This is a genomic window from Pseudomonas sp. 05L36 (assembly GCF_056398125.1).
Genome location: NZ_JBFTOU010000001.1, coordinates 73,556 through 95,151, shown reverse-complemented (window position 1 = coordinate 95,151; position 21,596 = coordinate 73,556). Strand labels below are relative to the sequence as shown.

18 protein-coding genes and 1 pseudogene are annotated in these 21,596 nt (G+C 50.9%); 6 read left to right on the top strand and 13 right to left on the bottom strand.

What is annotated here, in order from left to right:
* Positions 1–18: 18 nt before the first annotated feature.
* Together AC1DKH_RS00455 and AC1DKH_RS00450 are read right to left on the bottom strand one after the other, a co-directional pair.
* Positions 19–1,485 carry a purine-cytosine permease family protein gene (locus AC1DKH_RS00455; RefSeq protein WP_223616348.1) on the bottom strand — a complete coding sequence of 489 codons (1,467 nt, stop codon included), beginning with the start codon at positions 1,483–1,485 and terminating at the stop codon, positions 19–21.
* Positions 1,486–1,570: 85 nt separating this feature from the next.
* Positions 1,571–2,899: an OprD family outer membrane porin gene (locus AC1DKH_RS00450; protein WP_223616349.1), complete on the bottom strand. Its 1,329-nt coding sequence runs from the start codon at positions 2,897–2,899 to the stop codon at positions 1,571–1,573.
* A gap of 243 nt (positions 2,900–3,142) precedes the next feature.
* Between AC1DKH_RS00450 and AC1DKH_RS00445 the strand changes: the two genes are divergently transcribed.
* On the top strand, positions 3,143–3,889 hold the full coding sequence (locus AC1DKH_RS00445) for an SDR family NAD(P)-dependent oxidoreductase (protein ID WP_223616350.1): 747 nt from the start codon (positions 3,143–3,145) through the stop codon (positions 3,887–3,889).
* A 63-nt stretch (positions 3,890–3,952) separates the two neighbouring features.
* Here AC1DKH_RS00445 and AC1DKH_RS00440 read toward each other — a convergent pair whose 3' ends face one another.
* From AC1DKH_RS00440 to AC1DKH_RS00420, 5 genes are all read right to left on the bottom strand, one after another.
* Entirely contained in the window at positions 3,953–4,285 is a 333-nt protein-coding gene (locus tag AC1DKH_RS00440) for a DMT family transporter (protein WP_223616351.1), read from the bottom strand.
* Positions 4,286–4,395: 110 nt separating this feature from the next.
* Complete coding sequence (locus AC1DKH_RS00435; protein ID WP_223616352.1) at positions 4,396–5,850, bottom strand: aldehyde dehydrogenase family protein; 1,455 nt, start codon at positions 5,848–5,850, stop codon at positions 4,396–4,398.
* A gap of 50 nt (positions 5,851–5,900) precedes the next feature.
* The gene (locus AC1DKH_RS00430) at positions 5,901–7,145 is read right to left on the bottom strand and encodes an MFS transporter (RefSeq protein ID WP_223616353.1); all 1,245 of its coding nucleotides are present in this window, start codon (positions 7,143–7,145) and stop codon (positions 5,901–5,903) included.
* 119 nt (positions 7,146–7,264) lie between these two features.
* Complete coding sequence (locus tag AC1DKH_RS00425; RefSeq protein ID WP_223616354.1) at positions 7,265–8,050, bottom strand: acetoacetate decarboxylase family protein; 786 nt, start codon at positions 8,048–8,050, stop codon at positions 7,265–7,267.
* A 321-nt stretch (positions 8,051–8,371) separates the two neighbouring features.
* Positions 8,372–9,916, bottom strand: a complete 1,545-nt coding sequence (locus tag AC1DKH_RS00420; RefSeq protein WP_223616355.1) for a PucR family transcriptional regulator — start codon at positions 9,914–9,916, stop codon at positions 8,372–8,374.
* Positions 9,917–10,358: 442 nt separating this feature from the next.
* Between AC1DKH_RS00420 and AC1DKH_RS00415 the strand changes: the two genes are divergently transcribed.
* A complete protein-coding gene (locus AC1DKH_RS00415) occupies positions 10,359–11,036 on the top strand; it encodes a TetR/AcrR family transcriptional regulator (RefSeq protein WP_223616356.1) in 678 nt (225 codons plus the stop codon).
* A gap of 175 nt (positions 11,037–11,211) precedes the next feature.
* On the opposite strand, the gene AC1DKH_RS00410 is transcribed toward AC1DKH_RS00415, so the two are convergent.
* The 4 genes from AC1DKH_RS00410 to AC1DKH_RS00395 form a co-directional block, all read right to left on the bottom strand.
* Entirely contained in the window at positions 11,212–12,252 is a 1,041-nt protein-coding gene (locus AC1DKH_RS00410) for an ABC transporter substrate-binding protein (RefSeq protein WP_223616357.1), read from the bottom strand.
* Positions 12,253–12,947: 695 nt separating this feature from the next.
* On the bottom strand, positions 12,948–13,742 hold the full coding sequence (locus AC1DKH_RS00405; RefSeq protein ID WP_223616358.1) for an acetoacetate decarboxylase family protein: 795 nt from the start codon (positions 13,740–13,742) through the stop codon (positions 12,948–12,950).
* Positions 13,743–13,800: 58 nt separating this feature from the next.
* Positions 13,801–14,481: a type 1 glutamine amidotransferase domain-containing protein gene (locus AC1DKH_RS00400; protein WP_223616359.1), complete on the bottom strand. Its 681-nt coding sequence runs from the start codon at positions 14,479–14,481 to the stop codon at positions 13,801–13,803.
* Between the two features lie 38 nt (positions 14,482–14,519).
* Entirely contained in the window at positions 14,520–14,966 is a 447-nt protein-coding gene (locus tag AC1DKH_RS00395; RefSeq protein ID WP_223616360.1) for a cupin domain-containing protein, read from the bottom strand.
* A 128-nt stretch (positions 14,967–15,094) separates the two neighbouring features.
* On the opposite strand from AC1DKH_RS00395, the gene AC1DKH_RS00390 reads away from it, so the two are divergent.
* A complete protein-coding gene (locus AC1DKH_RS00390) occupies positions 15,095–16,063 on the top strand; it encodes an NAD(P)-binding domain-containing protein (protein WP_477797120.1) in 969 nt (322 codons plus the stop codon).
* Between the two features lie 52 nt (positions 16,064–16,115).
* Here AC1DKH_RS00390 and AC1DKH_RS00385 read toward each other — a convergent pair whose 3' ends face one another.
* Positions 16,116–17,096 carry a helix-turn-helix domain-containing protein gene (locus tag AC1DKH_RS00385; protein ID WP_223616361.1) on the bottom strand — a complete coding sequence of 327 codons (981 nt, stop codon included), beginning with the start codon at positions 17,094–17,096 and terminating at the stop codon, positions 16,116–16,118.
* Positions 17,097–17,362: 266 nt separating this feature from the next.
* The gene (locus AC1DKH_RS00380) at positions 17,363–18,127 is read right to left on the bottom strand and encodes an SDR family NAD(P)-dependent oxidoreductase (RefSeq protein WP_223616362.1); all 765 of its coding nucleotides are present in this window, start codon (positions 18,125–18,127) and stop codon (positions 17,363–17,365) included.
* A 307-nt stretch (positions 18,128–18,434) separates the two neighbouring features.
* On the opposite strand from AC1DKH_RS00380, the gene AC1DKH_RS00375 reads away from it, so the two are divergent.
* From AC1DKH_RS00375 to AC1DKH_RS00365, 3 genes and pseudogenes are all read left to right on the top strand, one after another.
* Positions 18,435–18,656 (top strand): hypothetical protein, encoded by a 222-nt coding sequence (locus tag AC1DKH_RS00375; RefSeq protein ID WP_223616363.1) that lies wholly within the window; start codon positions 18,435–18,437, stop codon positions 18,654–18,656.
* Positions 18,653–20,146, top strand: coding sequence for a cytosine permease (locus AC1DKH_RS00370; protein WP_223616364.1), 1,494 nt, complete (start codon positions 18,653–18,655; stop codon positions 20,144–20,146). Before AC1DKH_RS00375 ends, AC1DKH_RS00370 begins: the two co-directional genes overlap by 4 nt.
* Before the next feature lie 133 nt (positions 20,147–20,279).
* Positions 20,280–21,563 (top strand): annotated as a pseudogene (locus tag AC1DKH_RS00365) (methyl-accepting chemotaxis protein); the annotation flags it as partial.
* Positions 21,564–21,596 lie beyond the last annotated feature (33 nt).

Below are 21,596 nucleotides of genomic sequence, written 5' to 3'. Positions count from 1 at the left end.
AACCGCAGGAAAGGCCCGTCACAGAATTGGTGCGGCGTCCTTGTCTAGATCCGCATCTGCATCTTTGATTAACAGCAACTCAGATCGAACATCGAGACTCATGCAAAACAACCAATAGAGAATGCCGCCCACCGGAATCCCCACAAAGAACGCGTAATCCACACCACCGAACCAAGCAGCGACAGGGCCTTGATAAAACGGCAGGTACATGAAAGGAATCATGGCGACAAACGAGATGACATAAGCTGCCATGCCTCTCCAATTCCATTTCCCATAGATTCCATCAGACCGAAAAATCTCACGCACCGAGTATTGGCCTTTGCGGACAATGAAATAGTCAACGAGATTGACTGCTGTCCAAGGCGCCATGAGATATGCCAGAACGGCGAGCACTGTGTAGAACGTGGTATTGATAAACGTATCGGGCAACAGCACACCTACTACCGTTGCCGAAATACCTAGGATCACGATGGCCTTGATACGTAGTGAACGGCTTGGGTTCGTCGGGACAATACTGTCCAGCGCAGTGATCAGGGTTAATGCCCCCCCGTAAACGCACATGCCGTTGAAGATCAGCAGCGCGATACCCCCTACCACGAGAACCACCGCCCCAAAGCCCGGATAGATCGAATCACCGGCCTGTTGCAGACCTTGAGTCAATGCATCCTTTGGGTAAAAAGCAGCGCAGATAGCACCTACTGCCTCCATGCTGAACACACCGAGACCAGCCCCTATCGCCGTGTAGGCGATAATCGAACGATGGCTCGTAGTTGGAGGCATGTACCTGGAGTAATCAGAAACGAAGAACGCCCACGACAACTGATAGGCTAACGCAGCCGACGTCACCATTAGGAAAGGTGTGAATGAAAACGACCCTTCCAGAGCGAGCATTCCCGAGGTAAATCCCCCGGCCATCGCAAGCCCCACGACGAACACCCCCAGCACAGCAACCAAGGCCATAGTGGTGTATCGCTGCCCAACGTGGAGTAGATTGTAACCGAAGATGGCCACAACAATAGAAACGACACCCAGCACTATCCCCGAAATCGTCGCTGTCCCCAGCTCCAATTGTTGAGCGGTAGCACCCATCAAATTTACGTTCAGAACGACGTAACCCCAATACACCAGTACAGCTACGATCCAAATAAACACCGCACCGTAACGACCAAACTGGGGCCGTGTTTGAACCATCTGGGGCAAGCCGAGATGAGGGCCCTGACTGGCATGCGCTGCGACCGGAATAGTCCCTAGGAACGTGCCTAGGGCTAGGCCAATCAACGTCCAGACAAGATTCAACCCTAAAGCGATACCAATCGCCCCGGTCGCCAAACTGAGCAACTGAGCACTGCCTGCGAACCAGATGGTTGCCTGATCACCAAGACGTCCATGCCGCTCTGACAAAGGCACATAGTCAATCGATCTCGCCTCGACAATTGCGGCACGCCGCTCTCCCTGCGAAGACTCAACGCTAACATTTTCACTCATGTTATTACTCCTACGGAGGGCAGCCTGTCGACAATCATGACCAACTGATCTATTGCACTAGATCAAGCATTTATTATTCTGCGGTTCAGAAAATTTCGAGTGGATAGCTCAACGAGAACCGCGTTTGAGTGATGGAACCTCCGGTACTCGACGCCCCGGAATGCCATGACTGGAAAACTTTCGCCGAAAGATCTTTCGCCGGCCCTGACTGAACAACATATTCTGCAATTATGTTTGTCTCGTGCTCTTTCTCGGATTTTCCATATAAATCAAAGTAAGCTGAGTCTTCAGATAAGTGGGTGCCGTCAATGTCATACCCGCGGAGATGCTTGAGCGTAAACTTCGCCCCAGGGACACCAAAAGTCGACATATCTAGATCATATCGAACCTGAACTGACCGCTCGTTAGGGGCATTGAAATCGGAAATTTCGGTTGCGTTAGCAAGATAGATACCACCACTGTAAACGCCAGCAGCTACACCCGGCCGAGTACTGCCGATAGCAGCATAGTCCTGAGGCTGGTCGCCATCATTTCGCTGTATCGCAAGCAAAAACTTATGTGGGCCAGTTGAGAAAGCAGCAGACACGGATGCTGCAGTGAGATTGATATCACCCGCCTCGGCTTGACCCGAATCAACACTGCGATAGATATTGAAATCAAATGTGAACGCCTGAGTATCCGAAAGCGGCAGTATGTAATTCACATTCGAGTAATACTGATTCATAAGGTCTTTGAACTGGGCCGCGTAAAGCATTACCGACAACTGATCACTGAAGGAGTACGCTCCGCCGGCATAGTCAATTTGTGAAGTGCTCTTTCCGGCATAAGCGAGCCCCAAATCACCGTCATGATTAGTCGAAATGTAGCCAGTACCAGAAGTGAAGTGACCAGCCCCCAAGGCCAGGCCGGAGAGCTCAGCGCTGTCGAGCATCCAACCGGTCGCAGTTTGATTCAGTTGGTAGTAGTTACCAGTAGCGAACACAGGGACTTGAGGTTGCAGGTCACCGTACCGAAGCGTTGTGCTCGACAGCCTTAATTTCACACTGCCGCCAGCCTTGCTGTAGCTATCCGCTGGATTGCCATCATCACGAAAAGGCAATGTCATCGAGCCTACTTGCCCGCTTCCACCATCGAGCTTTGCTGCACCGTAAGCAAAGGCGTCTAGGCCAAACCCAACAACACCCTGGGTGAATCCAGATGTGAAATCCAGCATTTCACCCTGAGTCCAGTCCTTCTGCTTACCTGCATCTCCGGTCTGGTGCCAGTAGTAGTTGCGAGAAAGGAGCTTGAGGTGGCTGCCTTCTACAAAGCCAGCAGCATCGGATTGCTGCTCAGCGTGCGACATAGCGACTGGAAGAATGAATGCACCTACGCAAACATGCCAACGTACTGGGAATTTATTCTTGTTCTTCATTTGTGAAATCCCGAATTAACTACTGATATGAGGGGAACAACCCCCAATACTTAAATCAAACGTAAACTTCCCAGAACTACACTTACGAAGCCATACTAGGCAAAATCCTCCCCACAAGTCACTCGTGCGAAGATACTAATTTGCACACCCAACCCGTACATTCGATCAATTGAGTTTACGAACCAACAGGATTTAACTACTAATGCGGATCCATGTAAAATTACAAATAAACATGGTTAACTTATGCAAGCACGACTGGCAAATAAGCACGTATTTATCACTGGTGGCGCCCGTGGAATGGGTGCCTCTCATGCAATGGTACTTGCCCAACACGGAGCAAAAGTCCACATCGCTGATGTGTTGCACGACGAAGGACGCAAACTGGCAGCACAAGCAAGAGAAGATGGGCTAGCCATTCACTACCTCGAACTGGACGTGACGAGCGAGCAGTCTTGGCAAGACGCAGTTGAGGCTGCGGAGGAGCGCTGGGGTGACATCAATGTGCTGGTGAACAATGCCGGCATCACAGGGCAACCAGGCGGATTTGCTATAGAAGACCCTCAGTTCTGGAGTCGCACAATTGCCGTCAACCAAACAGGTGTTTACCTCGGGATGCGGGCGGTCGTTCCATCTATGCAGCGAGCGGGAGTAGGCTCAATCGTCAACATCTCGTCAATCCTGGGGTTCGTGGGCGATTCGGAATATTTCGCCTATAACGCTTCCAAAGGCGCGCTGCTGACAATGACTCGCAGCGCTGCACTGAAACTGGCAAAACAAAACATCCGGGTGAATACGGTCTGCCCTGGCATGGTCGCCACACCCATGAACGAGGCGGAAGTCGAATTGCAGGCATACATTGACGCAACGCCAATGGGCCGCATGGCGAAACCTGAAGAAGTATCAAACGTTGTGCTGTTCCTGGCTTCTGACGAGTCGTCCTACGTGACCGGCACAGATCTCGTTGTGGATGGAGGCTTCCTAGCCCAGTGACCCCCAACCCAGCCTGCCCTAACCTTAGGGCAGGCCATACTGCACTACATCTCTCGCAGTCAATTAATGCGGCTTCATCGACGAGAACAGTTGAATCGTAACTACCCCCGCCACAATCATCCCCATCCCCACGATTGCCGCCATATCTGGTTTTTGGCGATAGATGACAACACTCACTAGCGTAACCAGCACAATTCCCATACCCGACCATATTGCATAAGCGATGCCGATCGGAATGGTCTTAACCACAATGGCGAGCATATAGAAAGACGAGACATACCCTATGATAACAGCCAACAGAGGAAGTGGTTTTGTTAAACCTTGAATCGATGCCAACGCACTTGTGGCAATAACTTCCATACAGATGGCGATGGCGAGCGCTAAATGTCCGTTCATGCTTCAAACTCCCAATAAAAAAAGCCGGCCAACTTCGTTGGGCCGGCAATTCAGAGAAGCAATAAGCGACCTGCTCAGCACCACAGGTCGCCTTGCTCACATCAGACTGATTAAATGTCTGGGCGAGTGTAAGGGAACCACCAACCCTGAGTTTCAGCCTTAAATTGCATGTGAATGTGCTTCACATCAGTAAAGGCATTAATGCCATCCAGACCGAGCTCACGACCCAGGCCGGACATCTTCTTGCCACCGAACGGAGCGGCAACGTTGTCTTTCAATGGGTCATTGATCCATACGTGGCCAGCATCGATCTCGGTTGCAGCACGCATGGCCGACTCGAAGCTGGAAGTAAAGATGCAAGAGCCAAGGCCGAAGTCGGTATTGTTGGCATGCGCGATTGCCTCATCCAGCGAGCGAATACGGCAGAACGTAGCTTGCGGGCCGAACAGCTCATGGCGCGGCTGTTGTTTCAGCGGGTCAGTGATCTCGACAATAGTCGGCTCGAAGAAGTGACCGCGAGTGAAGCCACCACGGGTGCCACCATGACGGATGGTCGCGCCCAAGCTTTGCAGATGCGCCAAACCTTTTTCGACAGTGTTTACAGCAGCCTTGTTGACCAGTGGGCCGAGGTCAACATCACCCATCGGGTCGCCGATGCGCAGAGTGCGAACCGATTTGACCAACGCATCCATGAAATCGTCATAGATCTTTTCGTGGATGAAGAAGCGCTCGGAACCGGTGCAGACTTGGCCCGAGTTAAGGAAAGCCGAGAAAGTAGCGGCCTTCACTGCCATATCGAAGTCGGCATCATCCATGACGATGAATGGATCGGAGCTGCCCAATTCAAGGAGCAACGGCTTCATACGCTCAGTCGCGCCCTGCATGATTTTCTGACCGGTAGGTACCGAGCCGGTGAATGCAATCATGTGAGTGTCAGGGTGCGAAACCAGGTAGGCCGAGCCTTTGGCACCACAGGTGACGACGTTGAAGATGCCCGGTGGCAGGTGATCGAAGATCTTGGCCAGCAGCAAAGCGGTCATCGGGGTGACTTCCGATGGCTTGACGATGCAGGTGTTACCCGCCGCCAGAGCCGCTGCAACCTGCCAGGTCATTAACAGAATCGGGAAGTTGAAAGGAAGGATGCTGACAATAACGCCCAGCGGCTCACGCACCACCAGGTTCATCTGACCATGCATGTTTGGCTGAACAACCTGGCCACCTTGGGTTCGAGCCACTTCTGCCAGGTGGCGGTAGGCATCAACGCTCCACTCGACTTCGTCGAGAGATTCGCGCAGCGGCTTGCCGCTTTCCTGGGTGAGCAGGCGAGCCAGCTCAGGAGCATGTTCACGCAGACGCGCAGCACAGGTGTGTAGCAGTTCAGCACGCTCGCCGGCACCGACGCGCACCCATTTGCGCTGAGCAGATAAGGCAGAAGCGACGACTGCATCCAGCTCGCTCATGGTGGCCTCAGCGACTTCGGCAAAAATCTCTTCGGTTGCCGGGTTTTCAACTGGAATAGCCGAGCCTTGGCTCTGGACAAACTTGCCATCGTAGTAAATGTTCATTGTTAACTCCTGCTTACTCTACTTAGTTTTTGTTGCACTTTGAATTCGAGTTATGCAAACGCCGAATGCGGTTTAGCTGCTACGTGTTCGCGAGCAAATATCACGGCGATTATATTGAGCACGATCAGGGAAAATGATGCTGCAATAAAGCCATCGGTATAATGGCCAGTGCTGTCTTTCACCATCCCAAGAATAATGGGATAAACAACGCCACCTAACAGAAACCCAACACTCATGATGATTCCATTAGCTGTTGCAGCGAGCTTGATCCCGACAGAATCAGCCGCCAAGCAATATGCTAACGGTATGCCACCGTAAGCAAACAAACCGGATATAGGAAGCATTGCCGCGAGAAGCGTGTAGTTCTTGTTTGCCAAGGCAAACGCACAACCAAAGAAGGCGATCGTCATGCCAATGCCAGAAATAAACATTAGTGGCTTCCTGCGACCCAGACGATCAGAAAGCAACCCAAAACTTACCGCGCAAATCATACCTACCAGCGGATAAAGCGCACCGATCAAGCCGGCATCACTTTCAGTCCAGCCGTTTTCCTCCATCAGGATCGTAGGAACCCAATAGACCGCCACCGCATAGGAACCCCAAACACCGACGAGGAATACAGACGCAACCAAAACGTTTCTATGCGTCAGCGCTGTGAGGAAATCTCGAAGAACCGATTGCAATTTTGGTTGTGAATCTAGCTCCGCGAAATGCTTTGGCTCCTTCAAGAAGAAGATCGCCACAAACATCGTGACAACAAGCACAATCGCACCCATAGCCGACCCGTCACGCCAACCGTAGGCGTTCAGGACATGCGAGTAGGCGTACAGCGCCAACAAGGTGCCAATGCCGTCAGTAGCCAACATTGCCCCCATTGCGACACCAGTCTTACCCGACTGCTCAAACCAACGAAGAGCGAGCGTATAAGGCCCGATGAACAAAAGCGGAATGCCCGCACCAAGGAAAATCCTAGAAAGCAACATGGCGTCATAGGTGGGCACATAGGCGAAAGCCACTTGCCCAACCGCAGATATGAACAGCCCAACAACGGTAATTTTCTTAGCACCCCAGCGATCAACCAACATACCCGCAAAAGGAAGCATAATACCGCCGGCCACAGCTGACGCGGATGCCAACGTGCCTACCATCGCGTAAGTCATGTTCAGATCGGTCATCATTGTGACGATCTGAGTCGAGTAACCTACATAGGGGACAAAAATCGCTACCGTTGCAATGAAGCAAAGAAACAGGGCAATCCATTTCCCCTGGTCACTCGCATGATTATTAGTAGACATGATGTAGTTTCACCTGTTAGCTGAAGTAACTTGTGAGCCGCATACCCCGGAACAACCGGGGCATGCGAGTTACAACTTGTTCTTCATTTCTTGTATGGTGGAAATAGCGCAGTCGCTGATTACTCCGCGAAACGCTTTGGTTTTGGGAAGAATCGGAAATCGTCGTACTTCTGACCGTAGATAAACGGCACATAGGCGTCACGATCTGGCAGCTCATCGAACCATGGAACAGTCCAAGAGGAAGCACCTTCTGCGTAGAAGGCCTCACCCACAGACACGATCGGAATAGTGTCCAGCGGATCCATCTGGGAGCCGTTGAGCTTCAGAGTGCCCTTACCAACGCGAGTACTACGGTACGACTCTTCGGTTTTCATGCAGTTGAGAACTACGTCGTTCTGCAGGCCGATCCCAGTGACGTGCGGCTGAGCTTTGATTTCGAAGTCGTAGTTGCTGGCTTCCAGCGGGCCGAGTTCCGGGCCAAATTCCGCAGAGATCTCGATCAAACGAACACCATTGCGCTCGGTGTAACCGTAGGCATCGTTGCCATCGAAGTACAGCTGGGAGGAAGCGAGCTTCTTGCCTTCACCCCACATTTCACGACCGATAGTCACAGGCATATCGCCGCTCACGAAGAGGGTAAGCATGGTAGTACCGGTGAACTCTTTGTAGCGGCAATTCAGATAGATGACGCCGCAGTCGAACTCGCCGCACAGGGCGCTCTGCCAGCGGGATACGTTAGCGATAGCGATCGGTTTCTCTGGCAACTCAAAGCACGGAGGCAGAACCTTTCGAAGGAACTCGAAAGTAGTTTCGAACTCGATGGAAACTGATTCTACAGTAAAGCGTCCTTTTGAAAGAAGCGCTTGGATTTCTTTTACTTCTTCGGGAGTTTTGACAAAGCCCATAATTATTATCCTCGCTATTGTTCAAATAATTGTTGTTTTCCCGATTCGACGAGAACCGTACCCCATCTTCAGCCCCCCCCACTTGACGAGCAATAGTTCAAACGTAAAAAAATCACCAACCCTGCTGTTCGATCGTACAAGCCAACTTAATACATCTACAAACCACTGACGACATCATAAAAAAACCGAAAAACAGTGAGCATCCTTAAGGGCATAAAAGCGAAACTATAAAAACTGCAAGAACTACAAATAACTAAAAAATAGACGAACGAATCCACGCCTTAGCTAGACGCGAAATTCAGAAACGAATAAATCTTATTTCTAGCCTACTGCTTTATAATTCTCTTCGGCTTGTGCTGACGCCATTGATCCACTTGTACGCTTTGCAAGTGCTCCAGCCAAGTCAGCTGCTTTTAAGGCAAACCATAAGATTGAAACATCGTCCGTGGAATCAAGCGACCTGCCAGTTATATCTTCAATCCGGCGAACGCGATAAACAAGCGTTTGCTTATGGATATGGAGTTTAAGAGCGGTATTTACCCACGAACGGTTATTTTCAAGGAATGTGCGGAGGGTGTGAACTAAGGGAGCATGCTGAGCCTTATCGTACTCTGCAAGCCCCCCCAACACCTTATGGAAGGCCTCGGTCGCATCGTGCAGATTTTGAGGAAGCCAAGGAGCGCTCACTCCGGCATCCGAATAGAAACTCAATGGCATTGAAGTAGTAGCGTGAGCTAGCGCAAGACGAGCTTCACGCAGTGCATTCGTAAAGTCATCCAGGTAATCAAAAATATCGCTTACACCGATTAGGACGTTAAGCGTGGATTGCAGACGCTCTAATGACACATCATCCCAGCAGAGAAAGATGATCTCCTCACCTTGCGCACGAATGATCAGCTCAAAACCCTGCCGGACAAGCGCCAGGTCAATCTCCTTGACGGAAATTATCGCCCCTTCACATACCGCCATTCGCAAATGTTCGACATCCGCACCAGACGCCTCCAGTCGACTTTGAGCCTGGCGAGGAAGAACACGCTTATGAAGCAGGTCGTCAATAAGCTCGCTGCCAAGTCGGAGCTTGGTCTCTCTTTCAACCTTTAGACGTTCAAGTTCAATGCCGATCACTGCGACGATATGGTGAAGCAAGCCATAATCCAAGGCTTCAGCGCTATGAGCCGCTAGCAAACCTCCTCTATATGACGGTACCGACATCAGCACCGTCTCCCCCCCCTCGATAGCACAACGCTGGACGATAGGAGTACTTTGGACTGAGCGAGGACGCAGGAGCAGAACCTCACGATGTGAATCAGGCAACTCCCGCAGTCCTGCCATCCACGGACGCAGTGTTTCTGGCTCGACCAAATGCAGCACAGCACCAACATCGCTGCCTAACGACTTCATCAGTTGCGGCAGGCCAATGCCCTGGATGCTGAGACGAGCGGTTTCATAGATCTTCGTTATGGCAGTACGTCGCGCGTATTCTAGCTGCTTGTAGGCCTCCATCACCGCCTTCGTTACTGCCGAGAAAGGAACGCCGTATTCAGTCATCAGTATGGGAAAACCGAGACTTTCAGCCTCTTTGATAAGCGCATCAAGACAAGCAGGTGCTTTCATGTTGTCGCCAATCATCATCCCAGCCACTCCCCCCGCATGAAGTCGCTGGATGTATGACGCTTGTTGCGAAGCATCGACGGGAATGCCGATGCCTGTGGTCATAAGCACATCACCTTTGCCCAGCCATTCAGAGGGATCGGGCAGCTCGCAAACGTGCGCCCAGCTCACCAACTCATTACCGCCCCTCTCGCCAGCAATCACGCGCGAGCGAAGCTCTGGAATTTGGGCCAGGTCATTCAAGGTAATTGGCATGATGGGCTCCCATTGACAAAACAACCGGTGAGCATTCGATCCTCACCCATAGATACATGCATCAAGCAAAAGATGAGCCAAGCAGGAGTTGTGCCTCATTCACGAGAGGTGCGGGCGATGTAAATTTTAATTTTAACTAGCTATATCAGCTAGTTATGGGCGCAAGCATCGGCCTTATTGATACCTAAAGCCCACTGCGATTCCGACAAGTGAATGGCATGAAATTGTGTATAAACGCATCAACCTAGGTCGAGCGACCGATTTTGTAACCTTTCCCTACGCCACAGGAACACCCGAGTGACACTGGGCACCTCCACCCCACTTGCTCACTCGCCAGATACCTTGTTTCAAATTGCCCACTTTCAGACTTGCCAACATCGTCAATTCCAGCAACTCTTAACGTATACCGCCTGTGCGAGAGCAATTTGTACAAATGAACAGCATGACCAACGAAATGAATAAGCCAGTAAAATATAGCCGTGCCGAAAAACGGTCGCGAAAACTTGACGAGATCAATGATGCGGCTGCGGCAATTTTTCTTCGCGATGGATACGCTGAATTTTCCGCCCGCAAGGTCGCCAAAGAAGTCGGAATAAGTCTAAGCAATTTACAACACTATTGCGGAAACACTGAGAAACTCTACATCGAAATGATAAAATCGAAACTAGAGCGGTACGTCATTAGATTCGAAGAAATTTATCTTAACGATTCAATGCCACCCCTCGAACGATTTGAGTTAGCTATTCGAGAGAACATGCTAGCAACGATGGACGATATGACGGGCAGGCTTTTTTTTCAAATTGGAGCCCTAGCAACTCAAGATGATCAAACCAAGAAAATAATGATCGACCAATACGACCATTTTCTTAGCGGAATGAAATATTTGGTCACTCTTATCAACCCTCATCTCAGCGCAGAGAAGGTTCAAACATACAGCGGACTCATAGCCACGATGATTGAAGGAAACTTCTTCTATCAATGGCAACCAAGCATGCCCCCGCAGGTACGCGCTGACATGATCACCACCGCCGTTGATCTTTGGTGCCAGATACTAACGGGCAAGCCATACTCCAGTAAAACGAACGATGCGAAAACAGTTTTTCATGATTCGCAAATCTAAAACCTAGGGCATTATTAGTGGAACTCTAAGCAGAGATGATTGCGCCCAGAGCGAAACCTCGGTGAATTGTGGGAAGCCCAGAGCCTTGATACTCTTATGGAAATTTATCAAAACATTTAGCCTTTAAAATATAAAAAAGCCGCCCTAAGGCGACTTAACGGTAGGCGCAAACAATCTATTGTTTGACGGCCCAAGCATTGAAGCGCTGCTCCAGCTGCTCTCCATGATCTGCCCAGAAAGATGCGTTCATAGCCACCTGGTGAGCTAGGTTTGTCTCGTCTGTGGGCATATTGCTGCGTCGTGCTGCATCTACAAGCGGAACCGCGGCCCGGTTTACTGGGCCATAAGCGATTTGCTGGGCGAAAGCTTTCTGAGCGTCTGTTTGCAATACAGATTGAATGAAGCGAATGCCTTCCTCTGGGTTTCGGGCGCCTTTAGGAATAGCGTAAGCGTCCATGTCATAAATACCCCCGTTCCAGACAACACGAAGATTGCTCTCGTTCTGCACCGCAGCGATGCGTCCATTGTAAGCAGAGCTCATTACGACGTCGCCGGAAGCGAGATATTGAGGCGGTTGAGCGCCTGCCTCCCACCATTGAATATAGGGTTTAATCTTGTCGAGCTTAGCGAAAGCTCTATCTTGACCTTCCCGCGTACTAAGTACGGTATAAACGTCCTTTGGCTCAACACCGTCAGCCATCAGTGCGAACTCCAATGTATACATTGCTCCCTTACGCAGGCTCCTCTTGCCTGGGAATTTCACAACATCCCAAAAATCAACCCAACCAGTTGGTGCGGTTTTGAGTTTGTCTGCATTGTAGGCAAGCACAGTAGACCATACAAAAAAACCTACCCCACACGTCTGCACCGCACCAGATAACAGATCAGGAGCAAGTTTAGAAATGGCGTTTTGCTCACCAATCTCTTCCAACATACCATCATCACATGCACGCGCCAGTTCTGGCATTTCCATCTCGACTACGTCCCAAGATACGCTGCCGGTATCGACTTGCACCTTAACCTTGGCCATCTCACCGTTGAATTCATCAGCGATGATTCGAGTGCCTGTTTTCTGCGTGTATGGCTCATAAAAAGCCTTTACCTGTGCAGTTTTATTAGCGCCACCATGTGAAACTACAGTCAGGTCTGCGTGGGCCTGGATAGTAAAGGCGCACCCCAAAGCCAATGAAAGGGAAGTACTGAGGATTTTTTGCATTATTATCATCTCCGGTGCTCATAAATCGTCCCTGATTTTGAAGTAATGGTGCCGCTTTAGGCCTCGCCGGCTCACGAGCCGCTGTCTAGTCTTGAGGGGGCGCGCACTCTCAAGCAATCAGACATAACAATGATTTCAAGAGGCATACTCGTACGTCTGTATAAAGGACAGACCGCCAAAGAAAAGCCTATGGTGCGTCACCCATTTGCTCCGCGAACCTAGGCCCATCACTCTCGGACTTACCATGCCTTTTTGCATCCAAGACATCATCGACAACACGAGCCTCCGGACTCGCCTTCTTGGCGGCGCTGATGGAGCAAATCGACGTCTGTGATGGGCTCATGCCTGTGAATTGACTGACCCAACAGAATGGCTCGGATAGGGTGACCTGTAGATGACAACAGGCATTGGTATTCCTCACTCACATGAAGAGCAACAAGCATATGCGGAGCGCTTGGTGCGAGCGAAGGTTACGGGACTTATGATCGGCGAAAACATGCAGGCGCCTGCTGATAGAGCTGCAGTGCGTTGCCCCGTATAAGTTTGCTTTGAGCTGAAAAAAAGGCGCCCTTTCGGGCGCCTAAAAACATCCGCCATGCTGGATGTATCTGCTCAATTTTACGCAGCGTCTGGTACCGCCGCCTGAGCAAAATGAATGACAGGGGCGTCGCTACTTTGAACAATCTGACTCCGTATTATTTGTTCAGATTTTGGAACCGGGCCGGCTTACGGAACAAACGGAAATCGTCAAATTTTTGCCCATAAATAAAAGGTAGGTACGCATCAGGGTCTGGCAGTACTTCCAAGCGCGGTACAGTCCAACTCGACTCGCCTTCGGTGTAATAAGCCGTTCCAACCGATACGACTGGAATGGTGTGAAGCGGATCCAGCGCTGTCCCACTGAGCTTAAGAGTCCCTTTACCTTCACGCTTTACTCGAAGGTTTTCCTGGTTCTTCATGCAGTTCAGAATCGGATCGTGCTGAAGACCAAAGCCAGTAGAGTGAGGCACCGCTTTGATTTCAAAATCATAGCTTTCACTGCTTGAAGGGCCAAGGTCGTCTCCAAATTCGGCTTCAATCTCGATCAAACGTGCACCGTTGCGCTCGCAGAATCCGTAGGCCTCATGGCCGTCCATGTAAACTTGGGCAATGCCCGTTTTCTTTGCCTCCCCCCACATCTCACGACCGATCGTGACTGGCATATCCCCGCTCACAATCAACACGAGCATGGTGGTGCCTTCAAGTTCTTTGTATCGGCATTTAAGCGAGATAATCCCGCAATCAAATTCGCCGCACAGCTCGCTCTGCCACCGTGAAATGCTGGCGATTGCAGTAGGTGTTTCAGGTAGATCAAAACAAGGAGGTAGCACCGACCGTAAGAACTCGAAGGTTGTCTCGAACTCAATCGATACGGCTTCAATAGTGCAACGACCTTCAGAGAGAATTCGTTGAATTTCCTGAAGCTCTTCTTTCGTTTTAACGAAGCTCATGGCAGTCGGTATCCTTAGTATTTTTATAAGGTTTAAAGGTGACAATCTGACGTGTAATTCAAGCTTTTAAGCGTTTGATCACTGCTTCGGCTACTCCCAGAGAAGACGCTGGATTCTGGCCGGTAATCAACGATCCGGAGACAACAACGTGACTTTCCCAATCACCGGACTTCGAGTACACCGCTCCAAGTGCTTTCATTTCAGTTTCGACGAGATAAGGAACAACCTTTTCAAGGCCAACAGCGGCTTCCTCACTGTCACTAAATGCAGTCACCTGGATGCCTTCAACTAGGGGGCGCCCATCGCTCTTGCGAGCATCGAGCAATGCGCAGCCCGCATGGCAGATTGTGGCAACAGGCTTGCCTGACGAAACAAACGACTCAATCAGCGCCACAGAATGGGGGTTATCGCGCAAGTCCCACAGAGGGCCATGGCCACCCGGATAAACAAGCGCGCTTATATCCGATGCCGAGACAGATGAAAGCTTGGCGGTGCCGTTCATGCGCTCTGCCAGAATGAGATCAGACTTATAGCGTTGGTAAAAAGGGTTGCCCTTCAGAGCATCTACCGAAGCTGGATCTACAGGAGCATTACCTCCCAGTGGCGAGCAAAGGCGAACCGGGAGACCGGCGTCAACAAAGCTGTAATAAGGTGCTAGAAACTCTTCAAGCCACAGCCCAGTTTCCCTTCCGGTGTCACCGAGTGTCGCGTGGGAGGTTAATACAAATAAAATACTCATCGTGTGCACTCCAGACGTTTTAGCCAAATGGCTGGGATTCAGGCAGCAGTTTGCTGCTCCCACAATTCTTGGGCGGTAGACCAGGTTTGGTTAACCTCTTTACCGTCGGCGGTTTTCCAGGTGATTGGGCCAACCATCTGAAGGATGAAAGTAGTGTCAGCGAGCATCTTGGTTTCTTCGTGCTCAGCGCCAGTGGCTTCATACAGAAAACCGTGTTTGATACACAACGCACCGCCATTTTCTGGCCCACCGCGCAACTCAAGAATGCCTTCGAACACGTAGCCTTCCGCAGGCCCATGGTGAATGTGCGGCAGCAAAATAGAGCCGTTGGGACAGAAAAACATCACTGTCCAGATGCCAAATTCAGGAGATACATGAAGCAGCTTCCACTTCACACCGCCGGTATGAAATTGCTCTGGAAACTCCTGCCACTCTACTTCGTCAACCTGCACATAAGCGTCTTGTGGTTTCTGGATCTGGTTCATTTCAGGCCTCACGGATTGTGGGTATCGGAGGACACAAGCTACATCCGGGGTTCAGTTCGTCCTATCCAGAATTGGCAACAGGCGTGACCTCTCCGGCTAGGAGGAGCAAAAAAGTAGAGTTGCCGAAAATGGCTATTTACTTATCGGTTCAGCGCTTAGCTTTTGGGGTGTACGCAACCCGGCGAGCGCTCCTCGCCCATATGAGGAATAAGATGATGACTAAAACAATAACGGTAATCGGCACTGGTTTGATGGGCTCCGGCCTTGCACGCACGCTGCTGGCTGCAGGGCGAAAAGTCACGGTTTGGGATCGTCGCACCGAAGCCACTAAGGCTTTGGTAGAGCAAGGCGCGACGCTCGCCCCTTCCTTCGTTGACGCGGTGCACGCAAGCGACCTGACCATCATGATTATTAGCAGCGCTGCCGGCGGTGCATCGCTAATAGAAAGCAATATTGAGGCGCTAGATTTAGCCGGGCGCTTTGTAGCCAATCTCAGCACATCTATGCCAGAAGACGGCCAGCGCTTTCGCACACTCGTAGAGCGTCGAGGTGGCATCTTTATTAACGCCGCCATCTCTTCGTACCCCGACCTGATTGGCGGCCCATACACCGCGATTCAGTACGCATGTGATCCAGTTGTATGGGATGAAATTGCAGAAACCGTAAAACCAATGGCACCGCAAGGCACGATTTACACCGGTGAGGACTTGACTGTCCCACCAATCGTTGACGCCGCGATGACTGGCAGCTTTTATGCTGTGGGCCTGGCCGGCTTTCTTGAGGCAGCGGCGTACGCTAAGACCCAGGGCGTAAGTGCCAGCCAGCTCTCAGAGTTTGCTGACAAAATGCTGGATCTGCTGCGCTATAAAGTGCAAAAAAGCATCAAGGAAATCGAGGCCAATGATTTCAGCACAATCCAGGCGACTGTCGACGTATACCTGGACGCGGTCGTTCAATGGCGTGACGCACTCAAGGCAAGCGGTCTGCGGGCCAGCCATATCTCGGCACTCGCGGATGACCTCAAAATTGCTCAGGATGCAGGTCATGGCGATCTTGGCTTCAATTCACAATATCTAGTGGCCGGGGTAAAAGGCTAAGGATTAGCCAATAAGAAGCCGGCTCTAAAGCCGGCTTTTTATTTCATAAATTTCAATGATGGCGCCTCTGAGCGCCCAACCTACTAACAGTCTGAGATGGGAGCTCTCCGAAAAACTCCTGATAATACTTTGAGAATCTGCCCAAATGGCTGAAACCAGCATCAAGAGCGGCGCCTTGAATTGTTTCCTGGGGAGAGGACATGAGCAGCTTTCGCGCTGTATTCAATCGTACAGATCTTACATAGTTCAGCGGAGTCATCCCCAATACATCTTCGAAACTGTATTGAAGCGTTCTACGACTAATTCTCAAATGACTACAAAGATCTAGTACCCCAATGCTTTCATCATGAACATGGTGAGCAAAAAATTCGCAACTTTTTTCAACGATATATGTCCTGGTCGAAGGAGGTACAACTAACCTACTCGAAGTCTCAAAATCCAAAATTTCCTGCACACAGCCGAATACCCTTTCCAAACCGGAGCTAAATGGAATTTGACCGATACCTGCCTGTACATCGTTCAAGTGAGACTTGAGATTGAGTTCAAAATCGATTTGAGTGTCAGTGGAGGGCTGGATAAATCGCTCGAAAGGTTTCTCCTCAATGTTAAAGAAACCTTCTGTTTTGAACCTTTCAAAAAAAGCCGCCTTACTGACAGTCAGCATCAACGCTTCGATGGGTGCTTTTGAGACTGCATGAAAAGATCGCCCAGAAGAAATGTGGAAAGTGCTCGCATTTACGTATCGACCGTTGAGGAGTACATCTTCGTCAGATCTCACATTTACGATAACTATCGAATCAAGTGGAACATGACAAATTTGCTCGACACACTGGCTGTCCATCGTCTCCCGAGTTACCTGCACTTTTCCGGCAATGGAATGACTCGCGATGGCACCGTGAAAATGAGCTTTTTTCTCAAGCTGATGATAACGATTATCATCCCACTCATTTAAGCCGCCAGCATGCTCAAACGCATCATGCGACTCCATGAAACGAAATTTAGTGCTGCTCTGGGGCGTATGAGTTGCCATCATGAAATCTCGGCTTAGCTAAAAGGACTTGAACTTACAGGCAAGTTCCATGCCGCTCAATACCGCCCTTAATCCCATTCCCCCCAGCTGTTGTCGAAGCGCTCAAGCACAGGCATTGCAAGCCCCAAAAAAAAGCGCGAAGCCGGTAACGACTTTGCGCTTCATATTGCCATGTCACCTTTTCGCACAATACTCGGTCACGTGACCCAGTATGGTGCGATTTTACTCATTTCAAAATTGTTACCCCCGAGAAAAAATAACTCAACTGGCTAGCCAAAGTGCCCTGCAGTCGCCCCACCATCGAGGGAGTAAACGATCCCATTCGTGTAATTGGCTTCATCTGACGCCAAGTGAAAAATGACTTTGGCCACCTCAACAGGCAGAGCAAATCTGCCCAACGGCACCTCTTTTGCGTAAGACTTCATCTCGGCCTCAGGATCGATCGCCTCCGCAAATAAGCTGTCCATCATCGGTGTCTGCACGAAGCCAGGACACACCGCATTGCTACGTATACCCAAAGGGCCGTAGTCCAACGCAAGACACCGCACAAGGCCTAAAACACCATGCTTGGAGGCACAGTAGGCGGCGTACCCCGATGCACCACGCACCGATGCGTCCGATCCAACGGCAACGAACGCTCCGCCTTTTTGTTGCATGAATATTGGCATCGAATACTTCGCCATCAACCACGTGCCGGTGAGGTTTACTCCCAGCGTAAACTCCCACTCCTCCCTCGATAAATCATGAGCCAGTCCTGTGCGAGCAACTCCCGCACAAGGGATCACTGCATGAAGCGGAAGCTTGAGGGATTTGACGAATTCAAAGAGCTCTCCCACCTCATTCTCCCGGGAAACATTCACCACCCGAGAATGGAAAATGTCGGTGCCGATCTTCTGAGCCGTATCCTCCAAGCCTGATTGCGAGAGGTCGCAGCCGATCACACAGAAATTGCTCCTTGCGAAATGGACGGCGGTCGCCTGGCCGATCCCAGAACCCGCTCCAGAAATAACGACGACCCGCATGTCATTGCTCATAGATGCACTCCACTTTTTTGAGACTGAGCCCCTAAAGTAGCGCCAGGGCATGCATGGCCATAGCCAATATCGGCAAAGCTCAAGAAGGCTTTTCGATAGGGGCAGCCTTGTAATGGATTGCCAAAAACGGATACGAGGTGAGAGTCGCAAAGCGTAGGCTGAATACAGGGCGCAATTGGACAGTTTCACCGACTGCCGAAGGGAAGCAATAACAAGCGTCCGGCAACACTTACTACCGCTGCCATAATAATTTTCTAAAACAGCCAAAGCGGACGGCATCGTAAGAACTCGTCCAGAGAGCAACGACATGAGCAAAGCTGACGTTGAACACGGCACAGGAATGATGAGTACAAGCGAAAGCTTGAACACGGATCTGTTGAAACAACTGGAGGCCATGAACCAGCCCGAGCACACCTCCTCCGAATGCTGGAGTAGCGCGGCTTCGCTAGTTCGAGAGGCGTCTGTATGGATCCTCTTTGGTGCTGTCCTTTGGATTGGTACCTTGCTTGCAGTAGGAGCAAACGCATGAGCACTTCACATAGTGTCGAACAAGAAGCACTTGCGGGTCGGCTGCCAGTTCTGGCAGGAAATCGGGTATATAAAACCTATGGCTCATTCCTCTGGACATGCTGCGCTTTCAGTGCCGCCACTTGGGCGTTCCTGATTGGTAGCTATCTTCCTTATGTAGGAGATTGGCGACTCGGCGTGATGGGTTACGTGATTGGCCTCATCATCGGCATGGCACTGGTTTCGCTTGCCTCAGGGGTACCTAGCTACAAATACGGCACCGACCCTATTGATACCGCTAAAGCCTCTTTCGGCTACAGAGGGATCATCGTTCCCCTATTTGGCTTGCTTGCAACCTTGATCGGCTGGTCTTATGTAGTTGAAGCATTGACTGCTAGGGGGGCTGCGAACGTCGCCGCCACCGTCACAGGAAGCCAGGTTACCGGTGATTCACATGAACACCTGGTGATTGGCGTTGCCTTGGCTGCTCTGTTGCTTGTTTGGTTTATTGCATGCAAGGGGCCTAAGTTTTTTGAACGTCTCAACGGTTTCATTGGGCCGCTGCACATGCTTATCACCCTGGTGATGTTCGGCATTCTGGTGCATAAGTTTGGGCTCGAAAACCTTTGGAATAACCAAGTAGCACCGGATCAGATGCTTTCGCATGACCCCGTACAGGGCCTGGCACTTGCCGTTGAGTTTGGTGTCTCCAACGCCATGACTTGGTGGCCAGTCATGGGTGGTCTTACCCGCTTGGTAAAAAGCAAAAATCATGTCATGGGCCCATCAATCATTGGCGTGGGAATCCTCGGAGCAGCGGTTGTCTCCACCGTCGCGGCCCTTGCAGCCATCAGCGCAGGCACTTACGACCCAACGATTTGGATGATCGCTGTTGGTGGGCAAGTGTTCGGCTCAATCGTGATGACCATCGTCCTGACGGCGAACATTGCCACAATGGTTGTGATGATCTACCTGGCAGGTGTTTCAATTCAGCAGGTCAAATTCTTCGCAAGATTAAAATGGGAACTGCTTCTCGCCCTCCTCCTGCTGCCTGGTGTGTACTTTGCCTTTGAGACCGAATGGTTGCTGTCCAAGGTTATGAGTTGGCTGTCGTACAACGGCGTGATGTTCGTGGGCATCTCCGGGATCACGCTGGTTGATTACTTCATCCTGAGACGCGAGCAGCTCGATGCTCCTAGTCTTTTCGCGACTCGCAACAGCAACTATGCCTACTGGGGCGGTGTGAACTGGGCAGCTGTATTAATCAGCATTGTCGCGGTGGTTGGTTATTTGGCTCTGTACGACCCTGTAACAGTCGCAATGAGTGGTTGGTTCCGCTACTTGGGCGCCTCCATCCCTGTGATTGCTATTTCTGGACTCTCCTACTACTTGGCTGTGAGACTCATCGTGGCTCCAATGGGGAAAGGGAGCTATACGAAGGGGACGGCGATCACCAGTCGCCCAACACTTGATCCACAGCCAAAGCCGGGGACAGTGAGGGTCGGCCTCTAGCGGCCCAAACGGCATCCCCCTATGAGCCTCAACTACTAGCTGAGCTCTAAATCAAGTTTCCCTCAGGGCGTCTTCTAGGCGCCCTTTTTTATGCAATGCGCGCAGCTCACTGCGCCCAACAGAGGCGTTGCTCATGCTATCGATGTATTCAATGAAGTTCAGGATGCTGGCCCTGGCAGGACTATGCTTAGTGACGACACTGGCGAGCGTCGTTGCCCTCAACGTCTACCAGGGAAAGGTGTCTTCAGATGGAATCCGAACGCAGAGCAGTGTTCTATTAGAAGTCGCAGCTCGCGATCAGCTCATCGGCAACGGGAAAGCCCAGCAAGCTCGCATAGAAAAAAAATTTAGCGATGCCAATCTCCTTGCTCAGCAGGTAGCTCTGCAGATGGGTACGCTTCGAGATCAGTTTGCGGAGGGTCGGATTAGCGCCGGGAACCTGCGGCGAGATATGGTCAAAAGCATTCATCAAGCAATTGCGGCCAACCCTGCTTTCTTGGGGCTATACATAGCTTTTGAACCTAATCAAGCAGGTGGCGAAGATGAAGGTTTCAAAGGCAAGACAGAGTTCGGCTCAAACGAAATAGGCCGCTTCTCAACCTACTACTCCCGTTACGGCAGTACTACATTCGAATTAGCAGCATTAGACGAAAAAACTATCAACGGCGATCAACCGAATGCTAGCGGCCAACCGATGAATTATTGGTACAGCTGCTCCAAAAGTTCGCTTAAGCCCTGCATCACCGCCCCTTACTTCGACACACTGAATGGCCAAACTGAAGGTCTCGTATCGCTTGCAGTTCCCTACCTAGAAAAGGGCAAGTATGTTGGCGTGCTGGTGGTCGATTTGAGTCTGAATGATCTTCAGGGGCAAAGCGAAAAGCTAGCCCAAGATATTTACGGCGGACATTCGACGGTCAGCATCGTGAGCGATTTGGGCGTAATCGCAGCGAACAGCGCCTCGGCGAAATCAGCGGGAAAATTCACGTCTGAGGTATGGCCCGAAAATGGAGCACTGCTTCAGGCACGAACATTTGCCTCTGGGATTTCAGCCGCTCGCGAACGCGACAATTTTCAGTTGCTACTGCCCTTCTCTCCTATTGGCGAGTCAGCACCTTGGGCAGTGAAAATCGATGTTCCATGGGATACTTTGATGGCTCCTGCTGACAAGCTGGCAGACCAGCTAGATACACGGCGCCGTTCAGGCATGTGGGAAAGTATTTTGTTCGGTGCGCTGCTCGGAACATTAGGTCTCTTGTTATGCGCGGTAGTCATTCACAAATCGCTTCAACCATTGAGTGTGATCACGCTCATGATCAAGGAAATTGCAACCGGCGACGGCGACCTGACCAAGCGAATCAACTACCGCCAGCCTAACGAACTCGGCGAGCTTTCAGGATGGTTCAACCGCTTCCTAGACAAACTGCAGCCGCTTATCAAAGAGATCCAA

Bases quoted from the DNA above. Each gene is read 5' to 3' on its own strand.
- AC1DKH_RS00425 (WP_223616354.1), bottom strand. From the start codon at position 8,050: ATGGGCTTTGTCAAAACTCCCGAAGAAGTAAAAGAAATCCAAGCGCTT.
- AC1DKH_RS00390 (WP_477797120.1), top strand. From the start codon at position 15,095: ATGGCTATTTACTTATCGGTTCAGCGCTTAGCTTTTGGGGTGTACGCA.
- AC1DKH_RS00430 (WP_223616353.1), bottom strand. From the start codon at position 7,145: ATGTCTACTAATAATCATGCGAGTGACCAGGGGAAATGGATTGCCCTG.
- AC1DKH_RS00370 (WP_223616364.1), top strand. From the start codon at position 18,653: ATGAGCACTTCACATAGTGTCGAACAAGAAGCACTTGCGGGTCGGCTG.
- AC1DKH_RS00450 (WP_223616349.1), bottom strand. From the start codon at position 2,899: ATGAAGAACAAGAATAAATTCCCAGTACGTTGGCATGTTTGCGTAGGT.
- AC1DKH_RS00410 (WP_223616357.1), bottom strand. From the start codon at position 12,252: ATGCAAAAAATCCTCAGTACTTCCCTTTCATTGGCTTTGGGGTGCGCC.
- AC1DKH_RS00385 (WP_223616361.1), bottom strand. From the start codon at position 17,096: ATGATGGCAACTCATACGCCCCAGAGCAGCACTAAATTTCGTTTCATG.
- AC1DKH_RS00420 (WP_223616355.1), bottom strand. From the start codon at position 9,916: ATGCCAATTACCTTGAATGACCTGGCCCAAATTCCAGAGCTTCGCTCG.
- AC1DKH_RS00400 (WP_223616359.1), bottom strand. From the start codon at position 14,481: ATGAGTATTTTATTTGTATTAACCTCCCACGCGACACTCGGTGACACC.
- AC1DKH_RS00375 (WP_223616363.1), top strand. From the start codon at position 18,435: ATGAGCAAAGCTGACGTTGAACACGGCACAGGAATGATGAGTACAAGC.
- AC1DKH_RS00415 (WP_223616356.1), top strand. From the start codon at position 10,359: ATGACCAACGAAATGAATAAGCCAGTAAAATATAGCCGTGCCGAAAAA.
- AC1DKH_RS00395 (WP_223616360.1), bottom strand. From the start codon at position 14,966: ATGAACCAGATCCAGAAACCACAAGACGCTTATGTGCAGGTTGACGAA.
- AC1DKH_RS00380 (WP_223616362.1), bottom strand. From the start codon at position 18,127: ATGAGCAATGACATGCGGGTCGTCGTTATTTCTGGAGCGGGTTCTGGG.
- AC1DKH_RS00405 (WP_223616358.1), bottom strand. From the start codon at position 13,742: ATGAGCTTCGTTAAAACGAAAGAAGAGCTTCAGGAAATTCAACGAATT.
- AC1DKH_RS00445 (WP_223616350.1), top strand. From the start codon at position 3,143: ATGCAAGCACGACTGGCAAATAAGCACGTATTTATCACTGGTGGCGCC.
- AC1DKH_RS00455 (WP_223616348.1), bottom strand. From the start codon at position 1,485: ATGAGTGAAAATGTTAGCGTTGAGTCTTCGCAGGGAGAGCGGCGTGCC.
- AC1DKH_RS00435 (WP_223616352.1), bottom strand. From the start codon at position 5,850: ATGAACATTTACTACGATGGCAAGTTTGTCCAGAGCCAAGGCTCGGCT.
- AC1DKH_RS00440 (WP_223616351.1), bottom strand. From the start codon at position 4,285: ATGAACGGACATTTAGCGCTCGCCATCGCCATCTGTATGGAAGTTATT.